Consider the following 23,082-nt stretch of genomic DNA (forward strand, 5'->3'; position numbering starts at 1 on the left):
CACCCCCTCCCCGGCATGGGGGCCTCCCCCACGGACCCCCGAAAGCCGGGGCCTCCCCCACGAACCCCCGAAGACCGGAGCCTCCCCCACGAACCCCCGAAGACCGGGGCCTCCTTCACGGCCGATCCGGAAACCCCGCGCCGGCCGAGAGCTCGTGGCCGGATCACGCGTCGAGGGTGAGGACGACGCGATCCCGCACTTCCCCGCTCTCCAGCAGGCGATGCGCCTCCGCGGCGTCCTGCAACGGCATGGGCCTGCGGTCCTTCATGCGCAGCCGTCCCTCGGCCAGCATGGCCATGCCCTCGTCCAGGGCGCCGGGAGCGCGGTCCGCCGTGGGCACCGAGAGCACGACTCCGAACTCGGGCGCCGCGTGGTCGGACAGGGTGATGACACGCTGCGGCCCTCCGGCGAGTTCCACGGCGTCGGCGAGCGCCCCCTTGCCGGCCGCGTCGAAGACGGCGTCCACGGATCCGAGGGCCCGGACGGCGGCCACGAGACCGGGGCCGTACCGGACCGGCGATGCTCCGAGTTCCCTGGCCAGCTCCTCGTCCCGCGCACCCACGGCACTGATGACCTGCACGCCCCGGGCGACCGCCAGCTGCGTCGCGATCACGCCCACCGAACCGCCCCCGCCGAGCAGCAGAAGCGTCTCTCCGCCCTGGACCCGCAGTTGCCGGAGAACACCGGCCGCGGCCTCCACCGAACTCGGCAGCGCGGCGGCGTCCACCCACGACACCGACTCCGGCTTGTGCGCCCAGATCGAGGCCACCGCGTATTCGGCGTAGCCGCCGCGGCCGAGGAGCAGGGCGGCCACCTCGTCACCGACGCGCGCGCCCCGGACGCCGGGACCGACGGCATCGACGACACCGGCGACCTCGTAGCCCAGCACGGGCCGCGGAGGCAGGGGGAACCTGAGGCGGCCGGACCGGATGTCCAGGTCGGTCGGGCCCACCCCCGCGGCACGGACCCTGATCCGGATCTCCCCGTCACCGGGCCGCGGCACGGGAACCTCCGCCCACTCCAGGACATCCGGCGGACCGTACCCAGTCATGACGACGGCGTTCGACACGACGACTCGCCCCCTTCCTCACCCCGTTCGCGCTTCATTCCACGCGATGCATGTAGTTGATGTATCACATATCTGGTCGCCCCGCACCCGCGAAGTCGACCTGACCGGCCCCCAGGAACGGGCAGACACGGAGAGGGACCCCGCGACATCGACGTGACGTCGATGGCCGACCCGGACCGCTGACGGCACGGCTGACCGGGAGCGAGCGGTTGTCCGTGACCCCGCGGGCAGGATGGTGGAAGGGTCAACCTACTCATAGGGTGGGGCCATGGAGGAGGAAGCGCCCCGCTGGCTGAGTCCCGTGGAGGAACGAGCCTGGCGCGGCATGCTGCGCATGCACGACCTGCTGGTCCATCAGGCCGGCCGGACGCTGCAGAGCGAGTTCGGGTTGTCGGCGACCGACTATCCCGTGCTCGCCGAGCTGTCCCGCGCGCCCGGCGACCGACTGCGCGTGCTGGAACTCGCGAAGGTGCTCGGGTGGGAGAAGAGCCGGGTGTCACACCAGCTGGCGCGCATGGCGAAGCGCGGGCTGGTCGCCCGGGAGGAGTGCATCGACGACGGACGCGGGGCGTACATGACGGTCACCCCGGCGGGCCGTGCCGCCCTGGACGCCGCAGCGCCCCAGCACGTCAAGGACGTCCGGCGCCTCTTCCTCGACCACCTCTCGCCCGGCCAGATCACGCTGCTCGCGGAGATCACCGACACGGTCATCGAGAAGATCGACACCAAGTAGTCGGGGGTCCCTCTCTCTCCCTCCTCTCTCCCCCCTCTCCCCGCCCAGGCCCCGCGTGCAGCGGCGGCGCGGGCCCAAGGACTCAAGACCCGAGACATCGGCCGCCGACCCGGCTCCGGCAGTCGCCGGGACTCCTGACCCCGCCCGGACCGGCGGGGCACAGCGGAATGAACCCGGTCACCGATTGTTGAAAGCGGTATGAAAAAGATCGGGTTCCTGTCCTTCGGGCACTGGACGCCGTCGCCGCACTCTCAGACGCGCTCCGCCGCGGACTCCCTGCTGCAGGCGATCGACCTGGCGGTCGCCGCGGAGGAGCTGGGGGCGGACGGCGCCTACTTCCGCGTCCACCACTTCGCGCGCCAGCATGCTTCCCCGTTCCCCCTGCTCGCCGCGATCGGTGCGCGCACCAGCCGGATCGAGATCGGCACCGGTGTGATCGACATGCGCTACGAGAACCCCCTGTACATGGCGGAGGACGCGGGCGCGGCCGACCTGATCTCGGGCGGCCGGCTCCAGCTCGGCCTCAGCCGGGGCTCACCGGAGCAGGTCGTCGACGGCTGGCGGCACTTCGGTTACCGGCCGCCGGAGGGCGGGACCGACGCCGACCTGGCCCGCGCACACACCGAGGAACTGCTCGACGTACTCAGGGGTGAGGGGTTCGCCCAGCCCGACCCCCGGCCGATGTTCGCCAACCCGCCGGGTCTGCTGCGCATCGAACCGCACTCCGAGGGGCTGCGGGACCGGATCTGGTGGGGTTCCGGCTCGAACGCCACCGCGGCCTGGGCTGCCGGGCTCGGGATGAACCTGCAGAGCTCGACCCTCAAGGACGACGAGAGCGGCGAGCCGCTCCACGTCCAGCAGCGCAAGCAGATCGAGGCGTACCACGAGGCGTGGCGCGCCGCGGGACACACTCGCGCCCCCAGGGTGTCGGTCAGCCGCAGCATCTTCCCGCTCGTCGACGAGCGGGACCGTGCGTACTTCGGCGGGGACCGCGACTCGACGGACCAGATCGGCTACATCGATCCCAGCACCCGCAGCATCTTCGGCCGGTCCTACGCCGCCGAGCCCGACGTGCTCGTCAAGCAGCTCGCCGAGGACGAGGCCGTCGCCGCCGCCGACACACTGCTGCTCACGGTGCCCAACCAGCTCGGCGTCGACTACAACGCGCATGTCGTCGGCAGCATCCTGACGCACGTCGCGCCGGAACTCGGCTGGCGCTGACGACCGGCGCCGTGCCACGGCAGGTGCCGCCAGGGGAGACAGCGTCCGGCGCGGACGCGCCTGACCCGGGCGGCGTCTTCGCCCCCGCATGATGCGGCAGCCGGACACACCGGTGCAGCACACGCAGACGCACGCCGCGACGGACCACCGAGCGGACGAGCGACCTCATAGATGACGTGTCACCTAGATGGTTGACACATCACCTACCCACCTCCTAGGGTGATTGAAAGTTAAAGCGACGGGGGGCCGAGGAGGCCCCCACGGACACAGGAGCGACCTCATGGGACAGCTGGACGGCAAGACGGTCGTCATCACCGGCGGCACCAGCGGCATCGGGCTGGCCACGGCGCAGCGCTTCGCGCAGGAAGGCGCCCACGTCTACATCACGGGACGCCGCAAGGAGACCCTCGACAAGGCCGCCGAGCAGATCGGCGGCAACGTCACCCCGGTACAGGCCGACAGCGCGAACCTGGCCGACCTCGACCGGCTCTACGCCACCGTCACCGACGCCGGACACCGCATCGACGTCCTGTTCGCCAACGCCGGCGGCGGCGAGTTCGCCCCCCTCGACCAGATGACCGAGGAGCACTACGACACCACCTTCGACAGCAATGTGAAGGGCACCGTCTTCACCGTCCAGAAGGCGCTCCCCCTTCTGGTCGACGGCGCCTCCGTGATCCTCACGGGCTCCATCGCCGGCGTCTCCGGCGACCCGGCCTTCGGTGTCTACGGCGCCTCCAAGGCCGCCATCCGCGCCTTCTCCCGCACCTGGGCCAACGAACTGAGCGGGCGCGGCATCCGCGTCAACACCATCTCGCCCGGCCCCATCACCACCCCCGGCCTCAACGGTCTCGCGGCGGACGAGGCAGGGGCGGCGCAGCTGCGGGAGACCCTCGCCGGCATCGTGCCCCTGGGACGGATGGGACGGCCGGAGGAGGTCGCCGACCTCGCGCTCTTCCTCGCCACCGGCCAGTCCAGCTTCATCACCGGCACCGAGATCTTCATCGACGGCGGCGCCAAGCAGGTGTAGTCCGGTCCGCCCACCGCCCCTCACTCGGGGCGTCGGCGGCGGCGTTCGCGCGGCGGTCTTCGGACCTGCGGGCCGTGCCAGTCCAGGCACAGGACGGTGGCGTCGTCCTGCGGATGGCCGTCCCAGGCGTCGGTGACCGCGGTGGCCAGAGTCCGCACGACCTCGCGCGGGTGCTCGGCGGCGGTGTCACGGATGAGGCCGGGGAGGTCGACCTTCTTCGCCTGGCGTTCCTGCATGCCGTCGGTGTGCAGCACGAGCCGGTCACCGGGGCGCAGGTCGAAATCCTGCACCCGGTACGGTCCCGTGCGCGTGGCGACGCCGAACGGCAGGTTCACCGCCAGACGCAGTTCTTCGACCGTGCCGTCGCGCAGCCGCAGGGGCCAGGGGTGGCCGGCGTTGACGAGCTGGGCGCTGCTGCCGTCCAGGGCGATGCGCAGCAACTGGCCGGTGGCGAAGGTCTGCCGGCCGTGGGCGAGGAGCGCCTCGTGGGTGCGGCGGGCCTGTTCGGCGAGGTCGCACCCGGCACGGCGGGCGCCACGGGAGGCGTTGACCAGGAGAGTGGCCATGAGTGCGGCGCTGACGTCGTGCCCCATGGCGTCGGTGACGGACAGGTGCAGGGTGTCGTGGTCGAGGGTGTAGTCGTAGGTGTCACCGGCGATGTCGGCGGCCGGGACCAGGGCGCCGGCGAGAGCGAACTCCGGGGCCTCGCAGGAGGGGGCGGAGGGCAGGAGCTGGCGCTGGATCTCCGCGGCCAGACCGACCGAGGTCGTGCGGTTGCCCCAGTGGTAGAGGTCGGTGAAGCGGCGGTCTGTGACGATGATGTACGCCAGCGCGTGCGCGGCCTCCTCGATCTGCTCCACCACTTCCGGGGTGGCCTCGGAGAGGAACAACTCCAGGACGCCTATGGCATCACCGCGGTTGGTGACGGGGGTGAGCACCCGGTCCCCACGCTCGCCCTCCGGCACCCGCACCGCCTGCTGCACGCGTAGGACCTCGTCGTAGACGCTGTCGTCGAAGGGGACCTCCTCGGCGCGGCGCTCCTGGGGCGTGGCGGCCTCCTCGCTCACCCGCAGCAGACGCCGGCCGACGACGTCGACGAACAGGAACGACACGTACCGGGCACCGAACCGCTCGCGCAGATTGTGGGCCACGACGTCGAGAGAGCGCACCGGCGCGGCGTCCTCCGCCGCTGCCAGCACCTCAGCCAGGGCGATCCGATCGCGTGCCACATCAGCCTCCTTTTCGGTAGAGAACCCGTTTTCCCCCTGTCCCGCCGGACACCGCCCCGCTGTGACCCACGCCTCACACACGCGCATACGCACGGAGGCGGAACGCGGGTGCAGACGTGTCGGGTCCTGAAGCTCGCCGGACGACCCTGCGCCCGCCGGCTCGACCGGTCGGTGACCGATGCGGTGCCGGAGAAGGCCCACAAGGCGAAGGGCGGTACGCCAGGGATCACGAGGATCCAAGTTCGGCCACCGCCACCCGGCCGATGAAGCCCGTGACGCCGGGGCGGTCCCATGGGGCAGGCCGAGCCTCTCGACCGACAAAAGAGCAGCCCCGACCAGCACTTTCCTCACTGGACGGAGACCACAGACAGCAGACCGGTCGGGCTGTGCGCCGGGAAGGCCAGTCACGTCGCTCTGGCCGGCGCGAACGGACAAGCAGCTGCTTTCGCGGCCGTTGGAAGGTCTTCCTGCACCCCACCCAGAAGCGCAAGCGGTCCGGTGGCCGACTCCGTCCGCCTCGTCACGTCGCCGACGGAGTCTTACGCACAACTGGTGCTGTGCGGACGAGCGTCGACGGCCGTCTGGAGGCGGTCGTCGTTGGCGTAGGTCGCGATTCCGGGCCCGCTCCTCGCGTCACGCCGTTCCCCCTCGCACAATCGCCTGGCCCCTGTCCGCCACCGTAGCGGGATCCACAGCACAAACCGACCGGAACTAGAATCAACTCCTTTCATTCGCAGGCGGTTTACAGCCATACTGAACGTCCCCCTACAGCGCGTCACGTGCCCCTGGCACACCCCCGTCACGGAACCGAACGTACTGGCGCGCACACGGAAAGCTACGCCCGCGTCGCCACGCAGTTTGCCCGCACGACTCTCCCGAGGACAGGGACATGGACGAACAGGAAGACGCCGACGGCCGTTTCGTCAAGGCGGAGAGGCTGCTGCAAGGGCTCGTCATGGCCCTGATGCGGCTCGGTGTGGAACTCGACATCAGAGGTGCCGACGACAGCGACTGGCTGCTTCTGATACGGCAGCTCTACGTGCTGAGTTCGCTCGGCGAGCACCAGTTCGTCTCGATCGCCGGCGAACAGGGCGCCGGAAAGACACTGCTCGTCCGCAACCTGTATCCGATCGCGGACACCTGGCTCGAGGACAACACCGGCCTGGGCGAGAAGTGCCCGGTCGCCATCGTCGAGCGGGTCGGTCTGCAGGAGCCGCGCGGGGTGGTGGTCTTCCGGCGGCCCGGCACCGACGCGGAGGCCAGCGGCCAACTCGTGGAGCGGCGGTACTACTCCGCCGAGCAGCGCGAGGAGTGGCATCGGCACGTGAGGAGCCAGGATGCCCGGGTGCTGCTCACCCAGCTGGAAGTGCCTTTGAGTCTCTGGCAGTTGGACGGTACCGGTTTTGTGCTGCTGCCCGGCCTGGAGCGGGGCCGGGCGCAGGAGAACTGGCAGGAGCTGATGAAGATCGTCCTGGCCACCAGTCCGGCCGCGGTCCTGGTCGCCGACGAACGCCGGCTGGCCAACGCCGGACAGCCCGAACTGCTGCGCCTGCTGCGCCGGGACGAGGACGAGCTGCACCTGGTGGTGGCGGTGACCCGCTGCGAAGCGTCGCCGCCCGATGCGATCGAGGAGCGTACCGCCCGCGCGGTGGAGGTCTTCGGGGTCGACCCGGTGGACGTCGTACCCGTCGGCAAGGACGGCAGCAGCCCCAAGGGCTGGATCGACACGCTCAGGACGCGCATCGACGCCAAGCGCGGCAGCGCCCGGGACAGCCGACGGCTGGAGACCGACCTGATGCGCGCGCTGATCCGGTCGGATCTGGCGAATGTCCTCAGATCGGCGAAGGCGGTACGTGACCGCAAGGCCCTCGACAGCGAGGTCGCCGACCAGATCCAGGGGCTGCTGGACGAGTTCGACACAGCGAGCGACGGTCTGCGGCGCGCGCTCACCCCCAGGGTGACCGAGCACTACGACCGGCACATGGAGCGGGCTTCGGCCAGGTTGACGAAGCTGTTGCATGACGGCGGAGGGTTCAAGGAGGGGGCGCGACGAACCGGCGAGTTCCTCCGGCTGCGCAGGGACGAGCGCGACGACCGTTTGGCCGAGCTGGTGAGGCAGGCGTGGCTGACGCCCGCGGAGCCGGAGCAGCCAGAGCTGGCCGGGCTGCCCGGGCCCAACACCGCCTACCTGGGCAGCATCGAGGCGACCGTCCAGGTCCAGCGCCAGGTCCATCTGGGGGCCTTCACCGGGTCGCTCACCCAGGGCCGTCTCGACCGGGATGTCGCGCTGGTGCTGACGGGCCGACCGCCTGCCGACGGCGCCGACGCGCAGCCGGACGACGCCCAGGGCGCCGTCTCACCCGCCATGAAGGTCGGAGGCCGGCTCACCGAGGCTGTCAAGGCGCTGCCGTTCATGACACTCGACGCCCGGGCGTTCGCGGTCGGTGAGCTCGCGATGCCCGACGGGTCGCTGGAGACGACCAAGTCACCCGAAGAACTGTCGCACATGCTGCGCGGCCTCGCGGACGAGCGCAAGGCGCTGCTGGGCACCGTCGGCCTCCTGCTGGGCACGGACCGGTTCGTCAAAGAGGACGTCGACCTGCTAGCGAACGTGGGACAGCTCTCGGCAGGTCTGTTCGCGGGAGGCGCGAAGACCGCCGGGCTGAGTGCGACCGCGTCGACGCTGCTGCTCACCACGCTCGGCGCCGGTGTCGTCGGCGCCACGCTTCTCAACGCCGGGAACAACGCGATGACCGAGCGCGGCCGTATAGCCAGGTCGCGGCTGGCCCAGTACCGGGAGGCGGCGGAGCGGCAGGTGGAGGAGAACGTGGACGAACTGCTCCGCGTGACCCGGGAGATCCTGCAGGCCCGGTTGCAGCGGGCGCTGGGGGCGGACAGCAAACTCAACGGTCAGTTCCGGCTGGTGTCGGCCACGCGTGCGGTGGAGAGCTACCGCGAGCGCATGCTGGAGGCGCTCGGCCATGACGAACTCGGCTGACCTCGACCGGCTGCGCTGGGCATGGTCGGCCGAGGCCGTCGCCCGGCTCCGGGCCCGGCTGCGAGGCGTGGACGAGGCGCTCGAGCAGTCCGATCTCGCCCATGTGATGGTGCTCGGTGACTCTCAGGTGGGAAAGACGACCCTGTTGCTGAGGCTGCTCGGCGTGACCGACCCGGAGGCCGCAGCCGAGGCTGCCGTCCCCTTGCGGGCCGGACGGGGCCGTGGCCGGTCGGCGACACCGGTGCCCATCCGCTACCAGTGGTCCGGGGACCCGAACCTGTGGTCCCTGGCCTACGACGACTCGGGCGACGCGTCGGGCGGGCAGCGGGAAACCACCTGGCTGACCTCCGGGCAACTGAAGAAGCGGCTGAGGTCGTTCCGGACCGGCGTCACCGGAGACCGGCTGCACTGGGAGCCGCGGGCCCGGCCGCTGGAGATCGGACTGCCGGACCGCTTCGCGGGCCCCGAGCGGAGAACGGACCTGCGGGTCTTCGACCTGCCGGGGCTGCACGGCGCCGGAGCCGAGGAACGGGAGGCGGCCAAGGCCCTGCTGGCGGTCTACGCCCCCGTCGTGGACCACGTCGTGTTCGTCGTGTCGGCGGACCAGTTCGCCGAGATGGTCCGGGACCCGGCGATCGCCGAGAACCCCTTCCTGCTCGGCTGGGGTGAGCAGGCGCACCGCTTCAGCCTGGTGTTCACCCGGGCGTTCAGCGGGGACAGCGTGCGCAGGCGCCTGTTCGCGGTGCTCGGCGAGCCCGGCTCCCCCGGCTGGACCCGCGACCGGGTCGTCGCAGCCGTCCAGGAGCACTACGCCGACCAGTGGCTGGTGTCGGAGCTGCCCTCGGTCGCACCGAGCGCCCTGTTTCCGGTCGAGATCGGTGACTCCTGGAAGGAGTTGCTGGACCGCGACCCCGGCTACGCCGAGGCGGTGGCCCCCGTCTGTGACGAACTCCTGCGGCGGCTGAGCGACACCATTGCCCGCTACTCCGCCCCGGACCGCAGGCATCTGGCCGCGGCGGAGATCGCCGCCAGGGTCGAGATGGTCGTACGGGACAACGCCAGACGCCGAGGGCGGGCGCTGAACGTGGCGGCACGGACCGAACGGCGGGCCAAGCACGAGCACACGGAGGCGCTCGCCCTCCTGGACCGGGCCCGGGAGGCGGCGAAGGCCGCCTCCCGGAAGGCCGAGGCGCTGCGGGAGAACCTGAACAGGCTCGCCGAATGGCCGGTCGTCTACACCCGCCCGAACGCGCCGGAGATGAAGGGCAACCTGGTCCGCGAGAAGCAGGAGGAGGAGCGCGCCGCCTGGGCGGCGGCCGCCCGCAGAGCGTGGGCGGAATGGCGGGAGACCCTCGAAGGAACGGAGACGCCGCGGCAGCCGCCGCACGACCTGAGCACAAAGACGAGGGAGAAGTACGACGAGCTGTGCGGCTGCTGCGAGCTGTGCGAACAGGGCTGGTGGAAACGCTTCGTGCGGGACTCGGAGACCCCGGACCACTGCTACGAGCGGATGACCGGCGTCGGCACGCGCATGCCGGCCTGGATCCGGGCCACCCTGTGCGCGCACGCCGGCTCCGCGACCGCCCGGCTGGCCAAGGCCGATGCAGACGCCGAGCGGCAGTACGCCGTGGCGTCCCGGTACGCCGACCAGGCCGCCGAGGCACTGACGTGCGCTACCGCCCAGCTGGACGAACTGCGCGAACGGGCGGCCGAGGAAGAGGCCGAGGACGCGGCCAACCTCGCGGTGGCCCGATCGGTGCGGGCCGTCCACAGCCAGAGAAACGAGAGATACGTCCACCGCTTGCTGAGCCGGGCGGCGCAGTCGGAAGGGGACGAGCGGTCCTGGTCCGTCCTCGCCGCCCTGCGCGGGATCCACGACCTGAACCGGATGTTCCCATGACCGATGAGTCTTCCGCCGCCGAGCCGCTGTGGGCCTCCTTCCAGGATGTCGTAGAGCAGCTCACCAGTCCGCTGGCCAGGAGCGCGGTCGAGCGCGTCACCGAGGAGGTGGGGCGACTCGACAAGTCCCTGACCGCCCTCAACAAGGGCCTGAACGGGGCGGCCGTCGAGCAGGAGGACGCCGCCCGCGCGCTGAGGAAACAGTACGAGGCGCTGGCCCGGGAGAACCAGGAACTGCGCCGCCAACTGAACACCGTCAAGAACGACCTGGCCGAGCAGTTGGAGCTGAACCACGAGGCCCAGTTGGCCGCCGCGCGTGAGGACACGGCCGCTGTTCTCCGCGAGGTGAGACGGGCCGCCGAGGAGACCCGGTCCTCCGCGACAGCGCTTGAAGTGGCGGTCGACGAACGGCTGACCCGGCTCGGAACGTCCTGGGCCACCGACATCGAGGCCCTGCGCACCCGCCAGTCGGCCACCGAACGGCTCGCGTGGGCCACGGTGGTGCTGCTCTCCGTGGCACTCGTCCTCGGGGTCGTTGGACTGGTTCTGCTGTGACCGGCCTGCGCGACGCTGCCTGCGCGGCGCAGGCGTAGGGCCCTCGGCGAGGGTGGTGTCCTTCGAGCAGAGCCGCAGGTAGCGGCAGACGAGTCGGGCTGTACGCCGGGTATTCCTGGAGCACCTTTCCGACCTGCGGGTTTCCAGGATCGGACCGGCTGTGACCTGCTAGGACGGGTTGCGGAGGCGATCGGAGGCAGTCAGAGGAAATCGCTCTGATTCGACCCCGGTTCGACCCGGGTCGCTCAGTGGCAGTCGGAGGCAGTCATCTCCGAAAGAGCCGTCTGGGCGGCCCGAGTCGGCCGGGCTGGATCGGGAGTGGGGCCGCTGACGGGCCTCTGGTTCGTATCGGGTCGAGCCGTGATGGGGACGCCTACCTCCGTCCGGTGTCAGGACGTACGAAAGCCCTCAGGACGGCAATCCTGGAGGCTTCGCTGGCACCGATTGGAGGTCGGTTCCGGACACCACCTGTGGTTTTAGCGGGCCTCGGTGGCGTCCACGTCCTTGCGAGACGACCCCACAATGCCATACCCCATCCCGCAGGCCGCCCTCCCTCAGCACCCCATTCACCCCATCGAGAGGGCGCTGCAACGCCCGCTGCCTCCTGCAGCGTCGGGCCTCGTCCTGCTCGGTGATCTCACCGGCCGCTACGCCGCAGGCAGCTACAACCGGCTCGGCAGCGACGGCCGCACAGTGGTCCCGCGCAGCAACCGTCAGGGCCTGGCGGAGCACGGTCACCGGATCACTGCCGCGATCGCCTGTCACGTGGCCCGTGCCGGCGGGAGCGTGGAGCAGCTGACGCGGTTGCTGCTGCACCCCGACCACGAGGGCGGCCGGCACGCCCGGGACATCGCCCTGCGGTCCGGGCAGGCTCGTGCACTGGACTACATCCACCGAGTGTGGGCCAGCGCCGTACAGATCGTCGGCACCACAGTGGCACTCGGCTCCCGGGATCACGCCTACGAGCTCCTGGCCGCGCTGCGCGACAGGATCGAGACCACGCCGTGGCGCGGAGAGCGCGGCCGCACGGCGTTGCGGGTCCTACGGGCGCACCTGAACTTCGCGGAGACCGCGGGCGGACCGCTGCACCACGCCAGTGAGCGGCAGACTGCCGAGGAAGCCGGAATCTCCAGGACGACCCTGCGCGCCGTCTACGAGACCGTCCTCAAACCGTGCGGCTGGCTGCGCCGCCTGCGCGTGGGGCACGGCCGGGAGGCCTCCACCTGGTACCTAGCCATGGGCACCCCTCGCCAGCATGTGGCGCTCGCTGTGTTGTCTCGTTCCCGTACCACTCAGTACCCCCCCGACCCGGCACTTGAGGAGTGGACCACCCCCGAGACAGGGGCTGCACCGGACATCGACTCCACCGTCCTCGCCCGTCTCATGGGCCACGACGCCTTCGCCCATCACGGCCTCGGCAGCGCCGCCCTCGTGATCACCAGCGCCCTCCACGCCCGGCCCGCCCAGACCATCACCGACCTCATCGCCAGTTCCTCCGTCTCCCGCGCCACCAGCTACCGCACCCTCCGGCGCCTGGTCCACCACGGCCTCGTCCACCACCACGGCGAAACCTGGACCCTCACCCCAGGCGCCCTGCACGGCATCGGCCACTCCGCCAGCCACGAGACCGCCGCGGACTCCCAGCCCGCCCGGGGCTGGGACGAGATAGCCCTCCAGCGGAATACAGCGGGGACGGCGGCGCGACGCAAGGCCCTGCACACCGCCGAACGAGCCCTCTACCGGAAGACCCTGGAGCGTCTGGCGGAGCACCGCAGCCGGGCTGTGGTGATCTTCCGCGACGGCCGCCAGATCCTGGTCCCCTCGGTGCGGCCGGACGAAATCCCGGCCGCCTGGCACACCCCGGGTGGACGCGTCCTCGATCCCGTCACTGGACGGTCTTCAGCCGACTGGCGGGTGGCCACGGACGGCCGGCTGATCCTCATCACTCCTGCCGACCAGCGCACCTACGACGAGCTGGCGGCAGCCCATACCCAAGCCCTCGGCGAATGGGAGTCCGCCTCGTGAACCCACCACCCCCCAACCAGCACGAGGGCGAGCCGCCCAGCGCACAGAAGCTGCGTGAGGAGTACGGGAACGGGGCGACGGTCCAGGAACTGGTGGCCGCGAGCGGTCTGCCCTACGGGACGGTCCTGAACCGGCTGCGTGAGGCCGGGACGGTGATGCGGACCTCGTGGCAGACCCGCAGGATGCGCGAGGGCCAGGAGGCCCGCGAGCGCCTGGCGGCACGGCTGCGCATCCTCTACGAGAGGCACGGCGCGACTCTCGGTGAACTCGCCGCGGCCGCAGGCAAGTCGAAGCCGGCAGCCCGCCGTCTGCTCGTCGAGGCGGGCGGCACGGTACGCAGCACCCAGCAGACGGTGCAGATCCGCTCCGCCGGGTCCCGGGCGAAGCGGGGCAAGCTCGCGGCCTGGCTGCGGGCGCGCTACGAAACCGGGGCGACGGTGCCCGAGCTCGCCCAGGAGTGCAACTACTCCACAGCCACCGTCTACCGCCTCCTGCGTCAGGCCCACACCCCCATGCGCCCCCAGCACCGCCACGGCCCCGCCCGCCACGCACACAAGAAGCAGGCATGACCGCCCTCGTCGAGATCCCCGCCAGGGCCGGATGGTCCGTACAACACACCCGTGCTCACCATGCCGGCCTCACCCGGACGGCCCGGGCACCCCCGTCCCAGCCCGGCCCGGCATGCCCAAGAGGGCTCCCAAGCCGCCCACCACACACACGTCTAACACCCGCATTTTCGATTCAGCAGATCGCGCACACGTGAACGAGAACACCCGCCACAAGGCCCTTGCCCCGGCCGCCGAACACACCTGGGACACCTTCGTCATCGTCGTCGCCATGCTCAAGGGCGGCACCGGCAAGACCACCAGCGCCTGGTTCATCGCCCTCTACTACGCCGTCGTCCTCGGCCTGCCCACGCTCCTGCTGGATGCCGACGCCACGAGTCAGTCCGCCTACGACTGGTTCAAGGTCGCCCAGGCCACCGGCTTCGAGATCCCTGAGAACCTCGTTGTCGAGCGGTACCCGTTCGACGACATCGCCGAGTACATCCACGCCAAGCGCGCGGAGTTCGGCGCGATCGTGGTCGACGCGGGCGGAGGCAGTGCCCGGATCTTCCACGAGGCCGTTAACGAGGCGAACCTGCTGCCCGTCCCGGTCGCCCCGACCAAGATCGAGCGCCGCAAGCTCGTCGCCACCTTCGACGAGGCCGAGCGCGCCGCCGCCCGCAACGCCCGCGGCGTCACCGCCCACGTCGTCATGGTCAAGGCCGACGACCGCACCAGCCTGCCGGGCCGGGCGAAGGACCAGCTGCTGGAGCCCGCCGAGGGCGAGGGCATCGGCCCCGACCGCGACGAACCCTTCCCCCTCGCCGAGACCACCATCCACTCCTGGGTGCACTACATGGAGGCCTTCGGCGAGATCCCCACCGAACTGAGCGAGTACGCCAACCTGATGAAGGAGCTGACCGAGGCATGAGCGAGAAGAACGAGAGGCCGAAGCCCCCCGCCCGCCGCGCCGGTCGCACCCTCGGCGGCGGGGCCAAGAAGACGACCCCACCGCCCCCTCCGCCGACCGCCGAGCTCACGCCCGAGCAGTTCGCCGCCGAACAGGCAGTCGCGAATGGCGAAGGCCGTCCCGCTACCGGTGAGTTCGAGGCCCCGTCCTCCCCCTCCCCGGTCCCTGTGGAGACGGCGGCGAAGGGCAACCCGACCGAGATGGTCTCCGTGAGGCCGCAGCCCCAAGCCCCACCAACTGCCGACGTCGCACCGAGCGGCCCCGACCAGGCTTCGGCCGCCCAGCCGGCTGGTCCGGCCGCGGCAGATGCCGCGGTGCGGTCAGTTCCCTTCGGGCATCCCACACAGGGTCACGAGCAGTTGGCGGCCCGGGCTGACGAGCCCGCGGCACCGGCGGCTCAGCCAGCGCCACTGGTCGAGCAGGTTGCGCAGGCCGGTCCGGCCCAAGCCACCTCCCCGACCGCAGGGGTGTCCCCCACCACCGACGTGGCCGTACGGCCAACCGTTTCTCCGGTCCCGGGCGGGACGGCCTTTCCGGTGAGGAGCGATGTTCCGGTGTCTCACCAGGAGCAGCGCACGCGGGCGGAGGCAACACCGAGCCAGGGAACCCCATGGGCTCAGGGACCGGGCCGGCCTCAGGGCATTGCCGAGACTGCCGCCGTTCTCAACCAACGGATCATCACGCGCGAGAGCCTCGACTCCTCGGTCCCCGCTGCACTGAAGCTGAAGAAGCGGATCAAGCGCTTCGCGCTGGACAACGAACTCGCCACCTGCCGATCGGCGACATTGTCTCGGTCGCACTGGACGAGTGGTCCACCACCCGCGGGTTCTGACACACCATGCGACAGATGGGGTGGCCGCCAACTCGCCGAGTGCGCGGCCACCCTCTGCCGACTATCCCTATAGCCCCATAGGCGGCTAACTAGCCGCCTATCCGGACCGACCGGAGCAACTTCGTGCCCGACCTCTCTCACCACGCCCGTCGGTTGCGTGATTTGGCCGACGTTCTCGAAGCACAGTCCAAGCCCTCCGATGATCCGCTTGCTCCTCACCCCGATACTCTCGCAGTCATCGGCAACCGCAATGTCAAGCGTGGTCAGCTCAACTACGCCGTCCCTGAGGCCATCCAAATCCAGCGCCGCATCCGCCGTTACCACGCCGACCACGGCGTGCAGCACGGCGACGTCGTGGCCTACGCGCTGGATGCCTATCTCCGCGCCCACGGCTATCCGCCAGACCTCGCCTCGCCTCAGGACAACGGAGACCGCTCGCACTGATTTGCGTAGGCCCGACATACCGATCGATGCGAGACCCGCTGGCAGACCTCGGGCCATCAACATCGCCTCGTCGGCAGCTACGGCCCGCCCCAACTTGTCGACGCGTGGACGCTCCTCTCATCCTGCACCTGTTCGACAGCCCTTGCATCTTGTGCTGCGTCAACTCACGGCAGGACCTTGCCCTCACGGTGTCCGAATTTCCACGTCGAGGTCACATGGGCCTCTACGATGTCGGTTCAGCCCGACAGTCTTCTGGAGCACCACGCGCCTCGCACACATCAAGATCGACAACTTCGGGGCTCAGCCGGGTTGACATCCACCTCTCCCGCTTTGGTTGTCTGATCGGTGAGAACAACGCGGGGAAGTCGTCTGTATTCCAGGCCCTCAACATCTTCTTGCACTCAGCCGCCGTCACGGAGGCCGACTTCCTCAATCCCGCTCGACCTGTTCGCATCCGGCTACCCCACCTCAGGGGACACGATCCAGGTCCTGGAGCGTCAGTCGCATTCGGCCTGTTCCGGGTTCTCCTGTTCTGGCAGAGGCGGTGGTGGCGGCGGGAACAGACGGTCTTCCAGAACGGGCAGTGCGAACACCATGAGAAGCGGTACCACCGGGGCGAGCAGAGCTATCACGATCATGGTGCCTCCCCGCGAAGCTGACAATCACGACCGTTACTTGGCGGCAAGTCGGCCTCGTTCACCGTGCGACCGAACGAGGGACGTCGCACATGGGGAGGGGGTCCGTGTAGGCCGAACGGGTGAAGTCTTGTCGTGCGGGTGCGCAACCGGGCGGCGTACGACGGCGGTTTGTGCACTGTCGGGCGTGGGCGGCCACCCCCGGCAAGTTCTGTGGTTCGCCGTCGCGGATTGCTGAGGCCAGCGCGCTCCCGTTTCACCCACCGTCATCGCCAGGGATGCGCGGCCGCACATGCGCCCATGACGTCGCAGGTGTAGGCCGACCAGGAGTAGACATGAGCGGAACCAAGCGCGGCAAGAACCGCAGCACGTCCCGTAAGCGGGCGCCGAGGATCGCGTCCCGCCTGCTGACGGCACCGACGGCGCCCACTCCGACTGCACCCGACCCCGGGTCGCCACACACGGCGCCGCCCTGTGATCACACCCTCTCGCACGCTCCACCGCGCCGGCCCACCCGCATGCGCATATCCGAGACCAACCCCTGGTCGGTCACGGTGATGAGCTTCTCTTCCTGGGGTGCTTGGGGGCATGCGTCCTCGGCACCGCACTCGCTGCGTCGGTGACCCTGAACATCGTGGCCCCGGGCGTGTGTCCGACGCCGTCCGACACGCTGGTCATCGCCACTGGGGCCGTGGCACTGGAGGTCCTCCTGGGCACCGCTCCGGCATGCCTGTGCAGCTTCATGTACAACTACACGGAGCAGTTCAGCGGCGGCGTCGAAGTGTCCCTGACCTACGATCTCAGCGATCCGACACCGGCCGCCCAGACCCTCCAACTTATGACGCGGCTGCACGCCCGCGCCCGACGGCGTCCGCACACCTGGCTGCCGATCAGCTCCTTTGCCCGTAAGCGCCCTCGCCCGCGACGTCACGGCGACTCTTCTCAACCGGCTGCCGAAGCCAGCCGCCGCCCCCAGCAGCCGTAGCCTCGGATTACAGCTCCCACCCGTGCGGACGAACTTGTTGAGCACGTGCCATCGGCATCACGGCGGACGTGCCGATGCCTGACAGCTCCTGCCGTGCCGATTCGCAACTCCAGCTCCAGCACGGCGCTGAGCAGCGGCAATGCCGCAGGTCCCCTGGATGCCGGGGTTCTCGGGCCAGGACCGGCTGCTGACACGCAGGTCGTCAGCCCGCGGACGGCACCACGCGTTTGCACTGGTAACGAACCCATCACGAGATCAAAAACTGAGTGTCAAGTTTGAAGTGCCGGAACGATTCTGAGATTTTGGCCGGGCGCCCGCTCCCCTGCAGCGCCTGCCCAAAAAGAGGGGATGGAGCGGCTGGAAACTCGGGACCGCCGGGGGCGAAATCCCGTTGAGAACGGCGGCCTGGAGGATACCATGTCACGGATTGATTTGCGTCCGCACCAGGTTGAGGCGAGCGATGGGGTTCTTCGGAACCTTTCCGTTACTCCCGGTGGCCGGATCCCGCCGGAGGGATTGAGAACGCAGGTGATCGCCGCGACCGGCTCCGGCAAGACGCTGATCGGCGTGGAGTCCGCGAACCGGCTTTCGGCTCGCCGCGTCCTGGTCCTGGTGCCCACGCTCGACCTGCTGACCCAGATGGCCGGTGCTTGGCGCCGGGGTGGGCGCCAGGGCACGATGGTGGGGGTTTGCTCCCTGCGGCCTGAAGAGAGCGACGGCGTGCCCTGCACGACCAATCCGGAAGAACTCGTGGCCTGGACGCGGGATCTGGAGTCGGTAACGGTGTTCGCCACATACGCGGCCGTGGGGCTCCGCCTCCTGCAGCGGGCGCACGAGAGCGGTCTGCCAATGTGGGACCTGATGATCGTGGACGAGGCGCACCGGACAAGTGGTGATGCCGGGAAGCCGTGGGCGGCTGTGCACGATCAGAAACAGATCCCGTCGGTGCGCAGGTTGTACATGACCGCGACGGCGCGCATCTGGGAAGCCGAGGGCAAGGCGTACCGGCTGATGGCCAGCATGGACGAGGACTCCCCCGTCTTCGGGCCGGTGGCCTACAAACTGAAGCTGTCCGAGGCGATCCGGCTGGGGCTGGTGGCGCCGTATCAGGTGCTGTGCCTGGACATCCGCGATCCCGAACTGCACGCCGCACTGACGAGCAAGGAGACCGGCTCCGCTGCCGTACGCGGCGCGCGACTGGCGGCCGTGCAGACCGGGCTGATGCGCGCGGCCGTTGAGGAGCGTTTCCGACGGGTGCTCTCGTTTCACAGTCGGATCGGAGAAGCGGAGGCGATGGCGGCCGGCGTGCCGGCGATCGCGGCCCGGCTCGCCGCCGACGCCCCGAATACCTTCCCACCCGCGGAGCGGGTGTGGGCGGACTGGTTGTACGGCGAGCATCCGGCCGGCCATCGCCGCCAGGTGCTGGATGAATTCGCCTCGGATTACCTCGGCGGAAACGGCTTTGCAGACCGTGACATGCCCGCTGCTTTGCGGGTGCTGAGCTCCGTTCGAGTTCTCGGGGAAGGCGTCGATACCGCGGAATGCGACGCGGTACTCTTCGCCGACGCGCGCGGCAGCATGATCGATATCGTACAGATGGTCGGGCGAGCACTACGCATGCAGCCAGGTTCTGGAAAGCTCGCGACGCTCATCGTGCCGGTGTTCCTGGAGCCGGGCGAGGACGCGAATCAATTGCTCACGTCGGACGCCTACGGCACACTTGCAAAGGTCCTCGGAGCTCTGCGGGCCCACGACACGGACACGATCGAGGCCCTCGCCAATCCCGACATCCGCGACGCTCGCTTGCACGTTGAACCGGATGGTGACGGTGGGCAGTTGCCCGGCGACGTCGCGGGCGAGAGGCAGAACGAGGAGGACTCCGCGCGGGTGAGCGAGCGAGCGGCTGGAGTGCTGCGGTTCATGGAGGAACGCGATCCGGCAGCCATCGCCCAGTTCGTCAGGTTGCGGGTCATCGACTCCGAGGGCACCTATTGGCGGCGCGGCATCGAAGCCGCCACGCGGTGGCGGCGCGAGACCGGCAGCCCCGAACTGCGCGTGCCCTACACCTTTGTCACACCCACATACTGGCAGGGTATCGGCAACCACCCCTTGGGGGTATGGATCGCAGATCAGCGCCGCTACTACGCCGCCGGGACGCTGCAGCCGGAGCGTGTGGCCGAACTCCAGGCGCTGGGCATGGTGTGGTCGGTGCACGACACCGCGTGGGAAGAGGGCCTGACCGTGGCCCGCGCATACGCGGCCGCGAACGGCGGGATGCTGCTCCCGCCGACCTCCGCAGTGTGGAAGGGCTACCCGATCGGGACATGGGTCAAGAACCAGCGGGCCGCCGCCCGCAAGGCACGGGAGAACGCCGAACGACGCGCAGCAGGTGAGACCGTCTCTTACGCCGGGGAACTGTCACAGGACCGGCTGGTGGCCTTGGATGCGATCGATCCAGGATGGTGCCCCTCCTGGGACATCGGCTGGCAACGCTGCTTCCGCCTCGCCCATGCCCACGTGAAGGCCGGCGGAACGCTGTCGGCGCCCGCCGGCCAAGTCATCGTCCAGGGAGAGGATCTGGGAGCTTGGGCAGCCGCGCAGCGCCACGGTTGGGACAAACTTCTCCCCGCTCAGCAATGGCTGCTGGGCAGCGCACTTGGCCTGGAGCCGGCGGGTGAGAAAAAGCGGTCCGCGGGCCGTGGCCGCTCCCAGGGTGCCGCGTGGGCGCGGAACATCGCTGCCGCCCGGCAATTCCGCGCCCGCCAGGGACACCTGACCGTACCCCGCAAGCACATCGAGGACGTCGAGGGCGACCCCGTGAAACTGGGCGCGTTCATCAGCAACATGCGCCGCCGCGCCACGGCGCTGAGTGCCCAGCGACGCGCCGACCTCGACGAACTCGGAATGAAGTGGTAATCGGATCCAGCATCCGAGGATGATCCATGAGGCCCGCCGCCCAATCCCCATAGCGCGACGGCGGGCGGCGAGGTAGGGGACTCTCGCCACCGGGCAATCTATGCCGAGGCCCCCAGAACTTTGCCTACGTCGTGCCGACCAACGCCCCCTATGGACCGGCCTCTTCCTTGAAGTACCACCTGCGGTCCGGGGTGCGCGGTGGCCGTGAAGCGCTTTCTGCATCGCGATGACCGGCCGGTCCACCCGCAACAGCGACTGCATCCAGTTCTCCCGCAACGTTGCAGCTCGACGATGCCAGCATCCTGGCCGCCCGGGACGTGGTCCAGCACCAATACGGCTTTCCCCGGGCCGGGGACGGCTACCAGGCGTGCCCCTGGCAGGCACCAGGAGCCGGTCCGTCGCCCGCGCCGGCGGCCGCCGTGTTGGACTGGATCTGGGTGACCAGGCTGTCCGCGACACCACCTTCGCCGAGGACGCCTCCCAGCTACGGACCGGCAAAGCGCCCCGCGCGAAGGCCACATGGCGCAACCTCGCCATCGGAGCCCTCCGCTTGGCCGGAGTAAAGAGCATCGCCTCCGGCCTCCGCCGCAACGCCCGCGACCCTCGCCGCCCTCTCACACTCCTCGGCCTCGAATGATCACAAACCCAACGCCGCGCGACTACGCCGAAGCCCTGCGGGGCACTCCTTTGGAGTCGACGCAGCGGAGATGCCTCCGCCTACACCCGTGTGGTCCGGCGCGGTCGACGGTTTGACTCACGGGGTGCGTGCCTCCTCGACTGCGGTGTGTGCACGGCACTGGGTACCGTCCAGGGCAACCATCGCCCCCGTACAGGCGTTGCATCGCCGCGCTTTGATGCCTGCATTCGGGTGGACTGCACACCGCAATTCCCTGCCGAACGGCTGCACTCTCACAAATAACTCCTAACGTTGGCGGAAATGACGGTGGTTGGGGCTCCGGCACCGTCGGCACCGCTGCGGTCTTTTCGGTGCCGACCGCCCGCCCGGTATCAGCCACATCCTTGATCCTCACTATTTCTACGAGATGTGAAAAAATGAAACGCAGGCGATTGTGGGCGGGGATTTTCAGTGCGGCGGCGGTTGCGGCCGGGGTGATCACTTGGTCGGTTCAGTCCCATTCCGTAACGACGCCCGAATCCGAACCCGGTTCGGTGAATCGGACTCAGGAAGCCAATACGCTTTTCCAGGCCGCCCTGCTGCAGGAGAAGTACCAGGACTTCCAAGGTGCGGCCAGAACCTATCAGCGGGTGCTGGAGCTCGAACCTAACAACAAGCTGGCCTGGTACAACCTGGGGGTCCTCGCGCAACGGGACGGCAGAACGGTCGAGGCTCGTGGTGCCTACGACAAGGCGCTGAAGATCGACCCGAAGTACGCCTCGGCCCTCTACAACGAGGCGGTCCTGCTCAAGGCGAGCGATACCGACCAGGCCGTCAGACTCCTGAAGCGCGCCATCGCCGCCAGTCCCCGGGCCGCCACGGCCCACCTCCAGCTGGGCTGGATCCTGACGCAGAAGAAGCACGACGACGAGGCCGAGGACGAGTTCCGCAGTGCCGTCGCGGCCGACCCCTCGCTGTTCTCCCAGGTCCCGGAACAGTTCCAGGACGACGTAACCCCCACTCCGACATCGAGTCAGGAAGGTGCCAACGGATGACATCGACCGCAACGCCCAGGTTCTCCGTCTTCACCCCCAGCCACCGGCCCCGCTTCCTCGACGAGTGCCTCAGGGCCCTTCAAGCGCAGACCTGTCCGGACTGGGAGTGGATCGTCCTGCTCAACAACGGCGCCCGGTGGCGGCCCGAGCGGGACGACGAACGGGTCCGGATCGAGATCGCGGACAGCATCCGCGGCGTCGGGGCGGCGAAGCGCAGGGCCTGCGAACTGGCACGCGGCGAGATCCTCGTCGAACTCGACCACGACGACCTCCTGGCTAAGGCATGCCTGGCGGAACTGGCCAAGGCGTTCGACGCGCATCCCGAGGCCGTCCTCGTGTACAGCAACACCGCGCAGATCACCGAGGACGGCAAGCGGGACGAGACCCGCTTCAACGAGGCGCACGGCTGGAAGTACGAGAACGTCCGCGTCGACGGGCGCAAGCTGCTCCAGGCGCTTTCCATGGACCCGACGCCGCACAACGTCTCCTACATCTGGTACGCGCCGAACCATGTGCGGGCGTTCCGTAAGGAAAGCTACGAGAAGGCAGGCGGATACGACGCCACGCGTACGGTCCTGGACGACCAGGACCTGATGTGCCGGCTGTTCCACCTCGGCGACTTCCACCGCATCCCCCGCTGTCTGTACCTGCAGCGCATGCACCCCGCGAACACCCAGCGCGACCCGGAGATCAACGCACACATCCAGCGTGAGACGGTCGCCCTGTACGACAAGTACATCGAGGCCAACGCGCTGGCCTGGACGCACCGGCGTGAACTGCTCGCACTGGACCTCGGCGCGGCGCACCGGAAGCCGCCCGGCTACCTCGGCGTGGACCAGTACCCCGGTAAGGGCGTCGACATCGTCGCGACCCTGCCCGGAAAGCTCGACCTGCCCGACAACTCGGTCGGTCTGCTGCGGGCGGTGGACTTCCTCGAACACGTGCCGGCGAAGGTGCCGCTGATCAACGAGCTGTACCGGCTGCTGGCACCCGGCGGCATGCTCCTCACCATGACGCCCAGCTCCGACGGCCGCGGCGCGTACCAGGACCCGACCCACGTCGCCTACTACAACGAGAACTCGTTCTGGTACTACACGGACAACCAGTACCGCACCTTCGTGCCCGAGATCGAGGCCAGGTTCCAGTCGTCACGTCTGGTCACCTACTTCCCGACCGAATGGCACTCCCGGAACAACATCTCCTATGTCGTCGCCAACCTCATCGCGATGAAGGACGGCGCCGCGCGGTGCGGAGGACCGCTGCTGGTCTAGCGCCGGTACATGCGGAAAGGCGCCCTGCTGACGGTCATCTCCCGCAGGGCGCCT

At 69.4% G+C, this 23,082-nt stretch carries 17 protein-coding genes and 2 pseudogenes; 16 read left to right on the forward strand and 3 right to left on the reverse strand.

The window, feature by feature from the left end; all coding sequences use genetic code 11:
* Window positions 1-163 precede the first annotated feature (163 nt).
* The gene (locus AB0472_RS00250) at window positions 164-1,051 is read right to left on the reverse strand and encodes an NADP-dependent oxidoreductase (protein ID WP_366351997.1); all 888 of its coding nucleotides are present in this window, start codon (window positions 1,049-1,051) and stop codon (window positions 164-166) included.
* Between the two features lie 352 nt (window positions 1,052-1,403).
* Between AB0472_RS00250 and AB0472_RS00255 the strand changes: the two genes are divergently transcribed.
* The 3 genes from AB0472_RS00255 to AB0472_RS00265 all read left to right on the forward strand — a co-directional run bounded on the left by AB0472_RS00255 (window position 1,404) and on the right by AB0472_RS00265 (window position 4,053).
* Window positions 1,404-1,802, forward strand: coding sequence for a helix-turn-helix domain-containing protein (locus AB0472_RS00255; protein ID WP_366352670.1), 399 nt, complete (start codon window positions 1,404-1,406; stop codon window positions 1,800-1,802).
* 198 nt (window positions 1,803-2,000) lie between these two features.
* The gene (locus tag AB0472_RS00260; protein WP_366351998.1) at window positions 2,001-3,023 is read left to right on the forward strand and encodes an LLM class flavin-dependent oxidoreductase; all 1,023 of its coding nucleotides are present in this window, start codon (window positions 2,001-2,003) and stop codon (window positions 3,021-3,023) included.
* A gap of 280 nt (window positions 3,024-3,303) precedes the next feature.
* Complete coding sequence (locus AB0472_RS00265; RefSeq protein WP_366352000.1) at window positions 3,304-4,053, forward strand: SDR family oxidoreductase; 750 nt, start codon at window positions 3,304-3,306, stop codon at window positions 4,051-4,053.
* 20 nt (window positions 4,054-4,073) lie between these two features.
* On the opposite strand, the gene AB0472_RS00270 is transcribed toward AB0472_RS00265, so the two are convergent.
* Window positions 4,074-5,282 (reverse strand): PP2C family protein-serine/threonine phosphatase, encoded by a 1,209-nt coding sequence (locus AB0472_RS00270; protein WP_366352002.1) that lies wholly within the window; start codon window positions 5,280-5,282, stop codon window positions 4,074-4,076.
* An 889-nt stretch (window positions 5,283-6,171) separates the two neighbouring features.
* On the opposite strand from AB0472_RS00270, the gene AB0472_RS00275 reads away from it, so the two are divergent.
* The 8 genes and pseudogenes from AB0472_RS00275 to AB0472_RS00310 form a co-directional block, all read left to right on the forward strand.
* Window positions 6,172-8,280 (forward strand): hypothetical protein, encoded by a 2,109-nt coding sequence (locus AB0472_RS00275; RefSeq protein WP_366352003.1) that lies wholly within the window; start codon window positions 6,172-6,174, stop codon window positions 8,278-8,280.
* The gene (locus AB0472_RS00280; protein WP_366352005.1) at window positions 8,264-10,180 is read left to right on the forward strand and encodes a hypothetical protein; all 1,917 of its coding nucleotides are present in this window, start codon (window positions 8,264-8,266) and stop codon (window positions 10,178-10,180) included. Before AB0472_RS00275 ends, AB0472_RS00280 begins: the two co-directional genes overlap by 17 nt.
* Entirely contained in the window at window positions 10,177-10,734 is a 558-nt protein-coding gene (locus AB0472_RS00285) for a hypothetical protein (protein ID WP_366352007.1), read from the forward strand. The genes AB0472_RS00280 and AB0472_RS00285 overlap by 4 nt, the downstream gene beginning before the upstream one ends.
* A gap of 522 nt (window positions 10,735-11,256) precedes the next feature.
* Window positions 11,257-12,759, forward strand: coding sequence for a transcriptional regulator (locus AB0472_RS00290; protein ID WP_366352008.1), 1,503 nt, complete (start codon window positions 11,257-11,259; stop codon window positions 12,757-12,759).
* The gene (locus AB0472_RS00295) at window positions 12,756-13,328 is read left to right on the forward strand and encodes a helix-turn-helix domain containing protein (protein WP_366352010.1); all 573 of its coding nucleotides are present in this window, start codon (window positions 12,756-12,758) and stop codon (window positions 13,326-13,328) included. The genes AB0472_RS00290 and AB0472_RS00295 overlap by 4 nt, the downstream gene beginning before the upstream one ends.
* A gap of 190 nt (window positions 13,329-13,518) precedes the next feature.
* A complete protein-coding gene (locus AB0472_RS00300) occupies window positions 13,519-14,235 on the forward strand; it encodes a ParA family protein (RefSeq protein ID WP_366352011.1) in 717 nt (238 codons plus the stop codon).
* A gap of 994 nt (window positions 14,236-15,229) precedes the next feature.
* A complete protein-coding gene (locus AB0472_RS00305) occupies window positions 15,230-15,550 on the forward strand; it encodes a hypothetical protein (protein WP_366352013.1) in 321 nt (106 codons plus the stop codon).
* Window positions 15,551-15,765: 215 nt separating this feature from the next.
* Window positions 15,766-15,945, forward strand: a pseudogene (locus AB0472_RS00310) (DUF2813 domain-containing protein); the annotation flags it as partial.
* A 102-nt stretch (window positions 15,946-16,047) separates the two neighbouring features.
* Here the strand turns inward: AB0472_RS00310 and AB0472_RS00315 are convergent.
* Window positions 16,048-16,188, reverse strand: a complete 141-nt coding sequence (locus AB0472_RS00315; RefSeq protein ID WP_366352015.1) for a hypothetical protein — start codon at window positions 16,186-16,188, stop codon at window positions 16,048-16,050.
* 616 nt (window positions 16,189-16,804) lie between these two features.
* Here AB0472_RS00315 and AB0472_RS00320 point away from each other — a divergent pair.
* From AB0472_RS00320 to AB0472_RS00340, 5 genes and pseudogenes are all read left to right on the forward strand, one after another.
* Window positions 16,805-17,170 carry a hypothetical protein gene (locus tag AB0472_RS00320; protein WP_366352016.1) on the forward strand — a complete coding sequence of 122 codons (366 nt, stop codon included), beginning with the start codon at window positions 16,805-16,807 and terminating at the stop codon, window positions 17,168-17,170.
* 348 nt (window positions 17,171-17,518) lie between these two features.
* A complete protein-coding gene (locus AB0472_RS00325) occupies window positions 17,519-20,086 on the forward strand; it encodes a Helicase associated domain protein (RefSeq protein WP_366352018.1) in 2,568 nt (855 codons plus the stop codon).
* A 448-nt stretch (window positions 20,087-20,534) separates the two neighbouring features.
* Window positions 20,535-20,723 (forward strand): annotated as a pseudogene (locus AB0472_RS00330) (ISAs1 family transposase); the annotation flags it as partial.
* 416 nt (window positions 20,724-21,139) lie between these two features.
* Window positions 21,140-21,757 carry a tetratricopeptide repeat protein gene (locus AB0472_RS00335; protein ID WP_366352020.1) on the forward strand — a complete coding sequence of 206 codons (618 nt, stop codon included), beginning with the start codon at window positions 21,140-21,142 and terminating at the stop codon, window positions 21,755-21,757.
* Window positions 21,754-23,028 (forward strand): glycosyltransferase, encoded by a 1,275-nt coding sequence (locus AB0472_RS00340; protein WP_366352022.1) that lies wholly within the window; start codon window positions 21,754-21,756, stop codon window positions 23,026-23,028. The genes AB0472_RS00335 and AB0472_RS00340 overlap by 4 nt, the downstream gene beginning before the upstream one ends.
* The last annotated feature ends 54 nt before the right edge of the window (window positions 23,029-23,082 follow it).

It is taken from the genome of Streptomyces sp. NPDC086777 (assembly GCF_040702065.1).
In the GTDB taxonomy this organism is placed as follows: Bacteria; Actinomycetota; Actinomycetes; order Streptomycetales; family Streptomycetaceae; genus Streptomyces.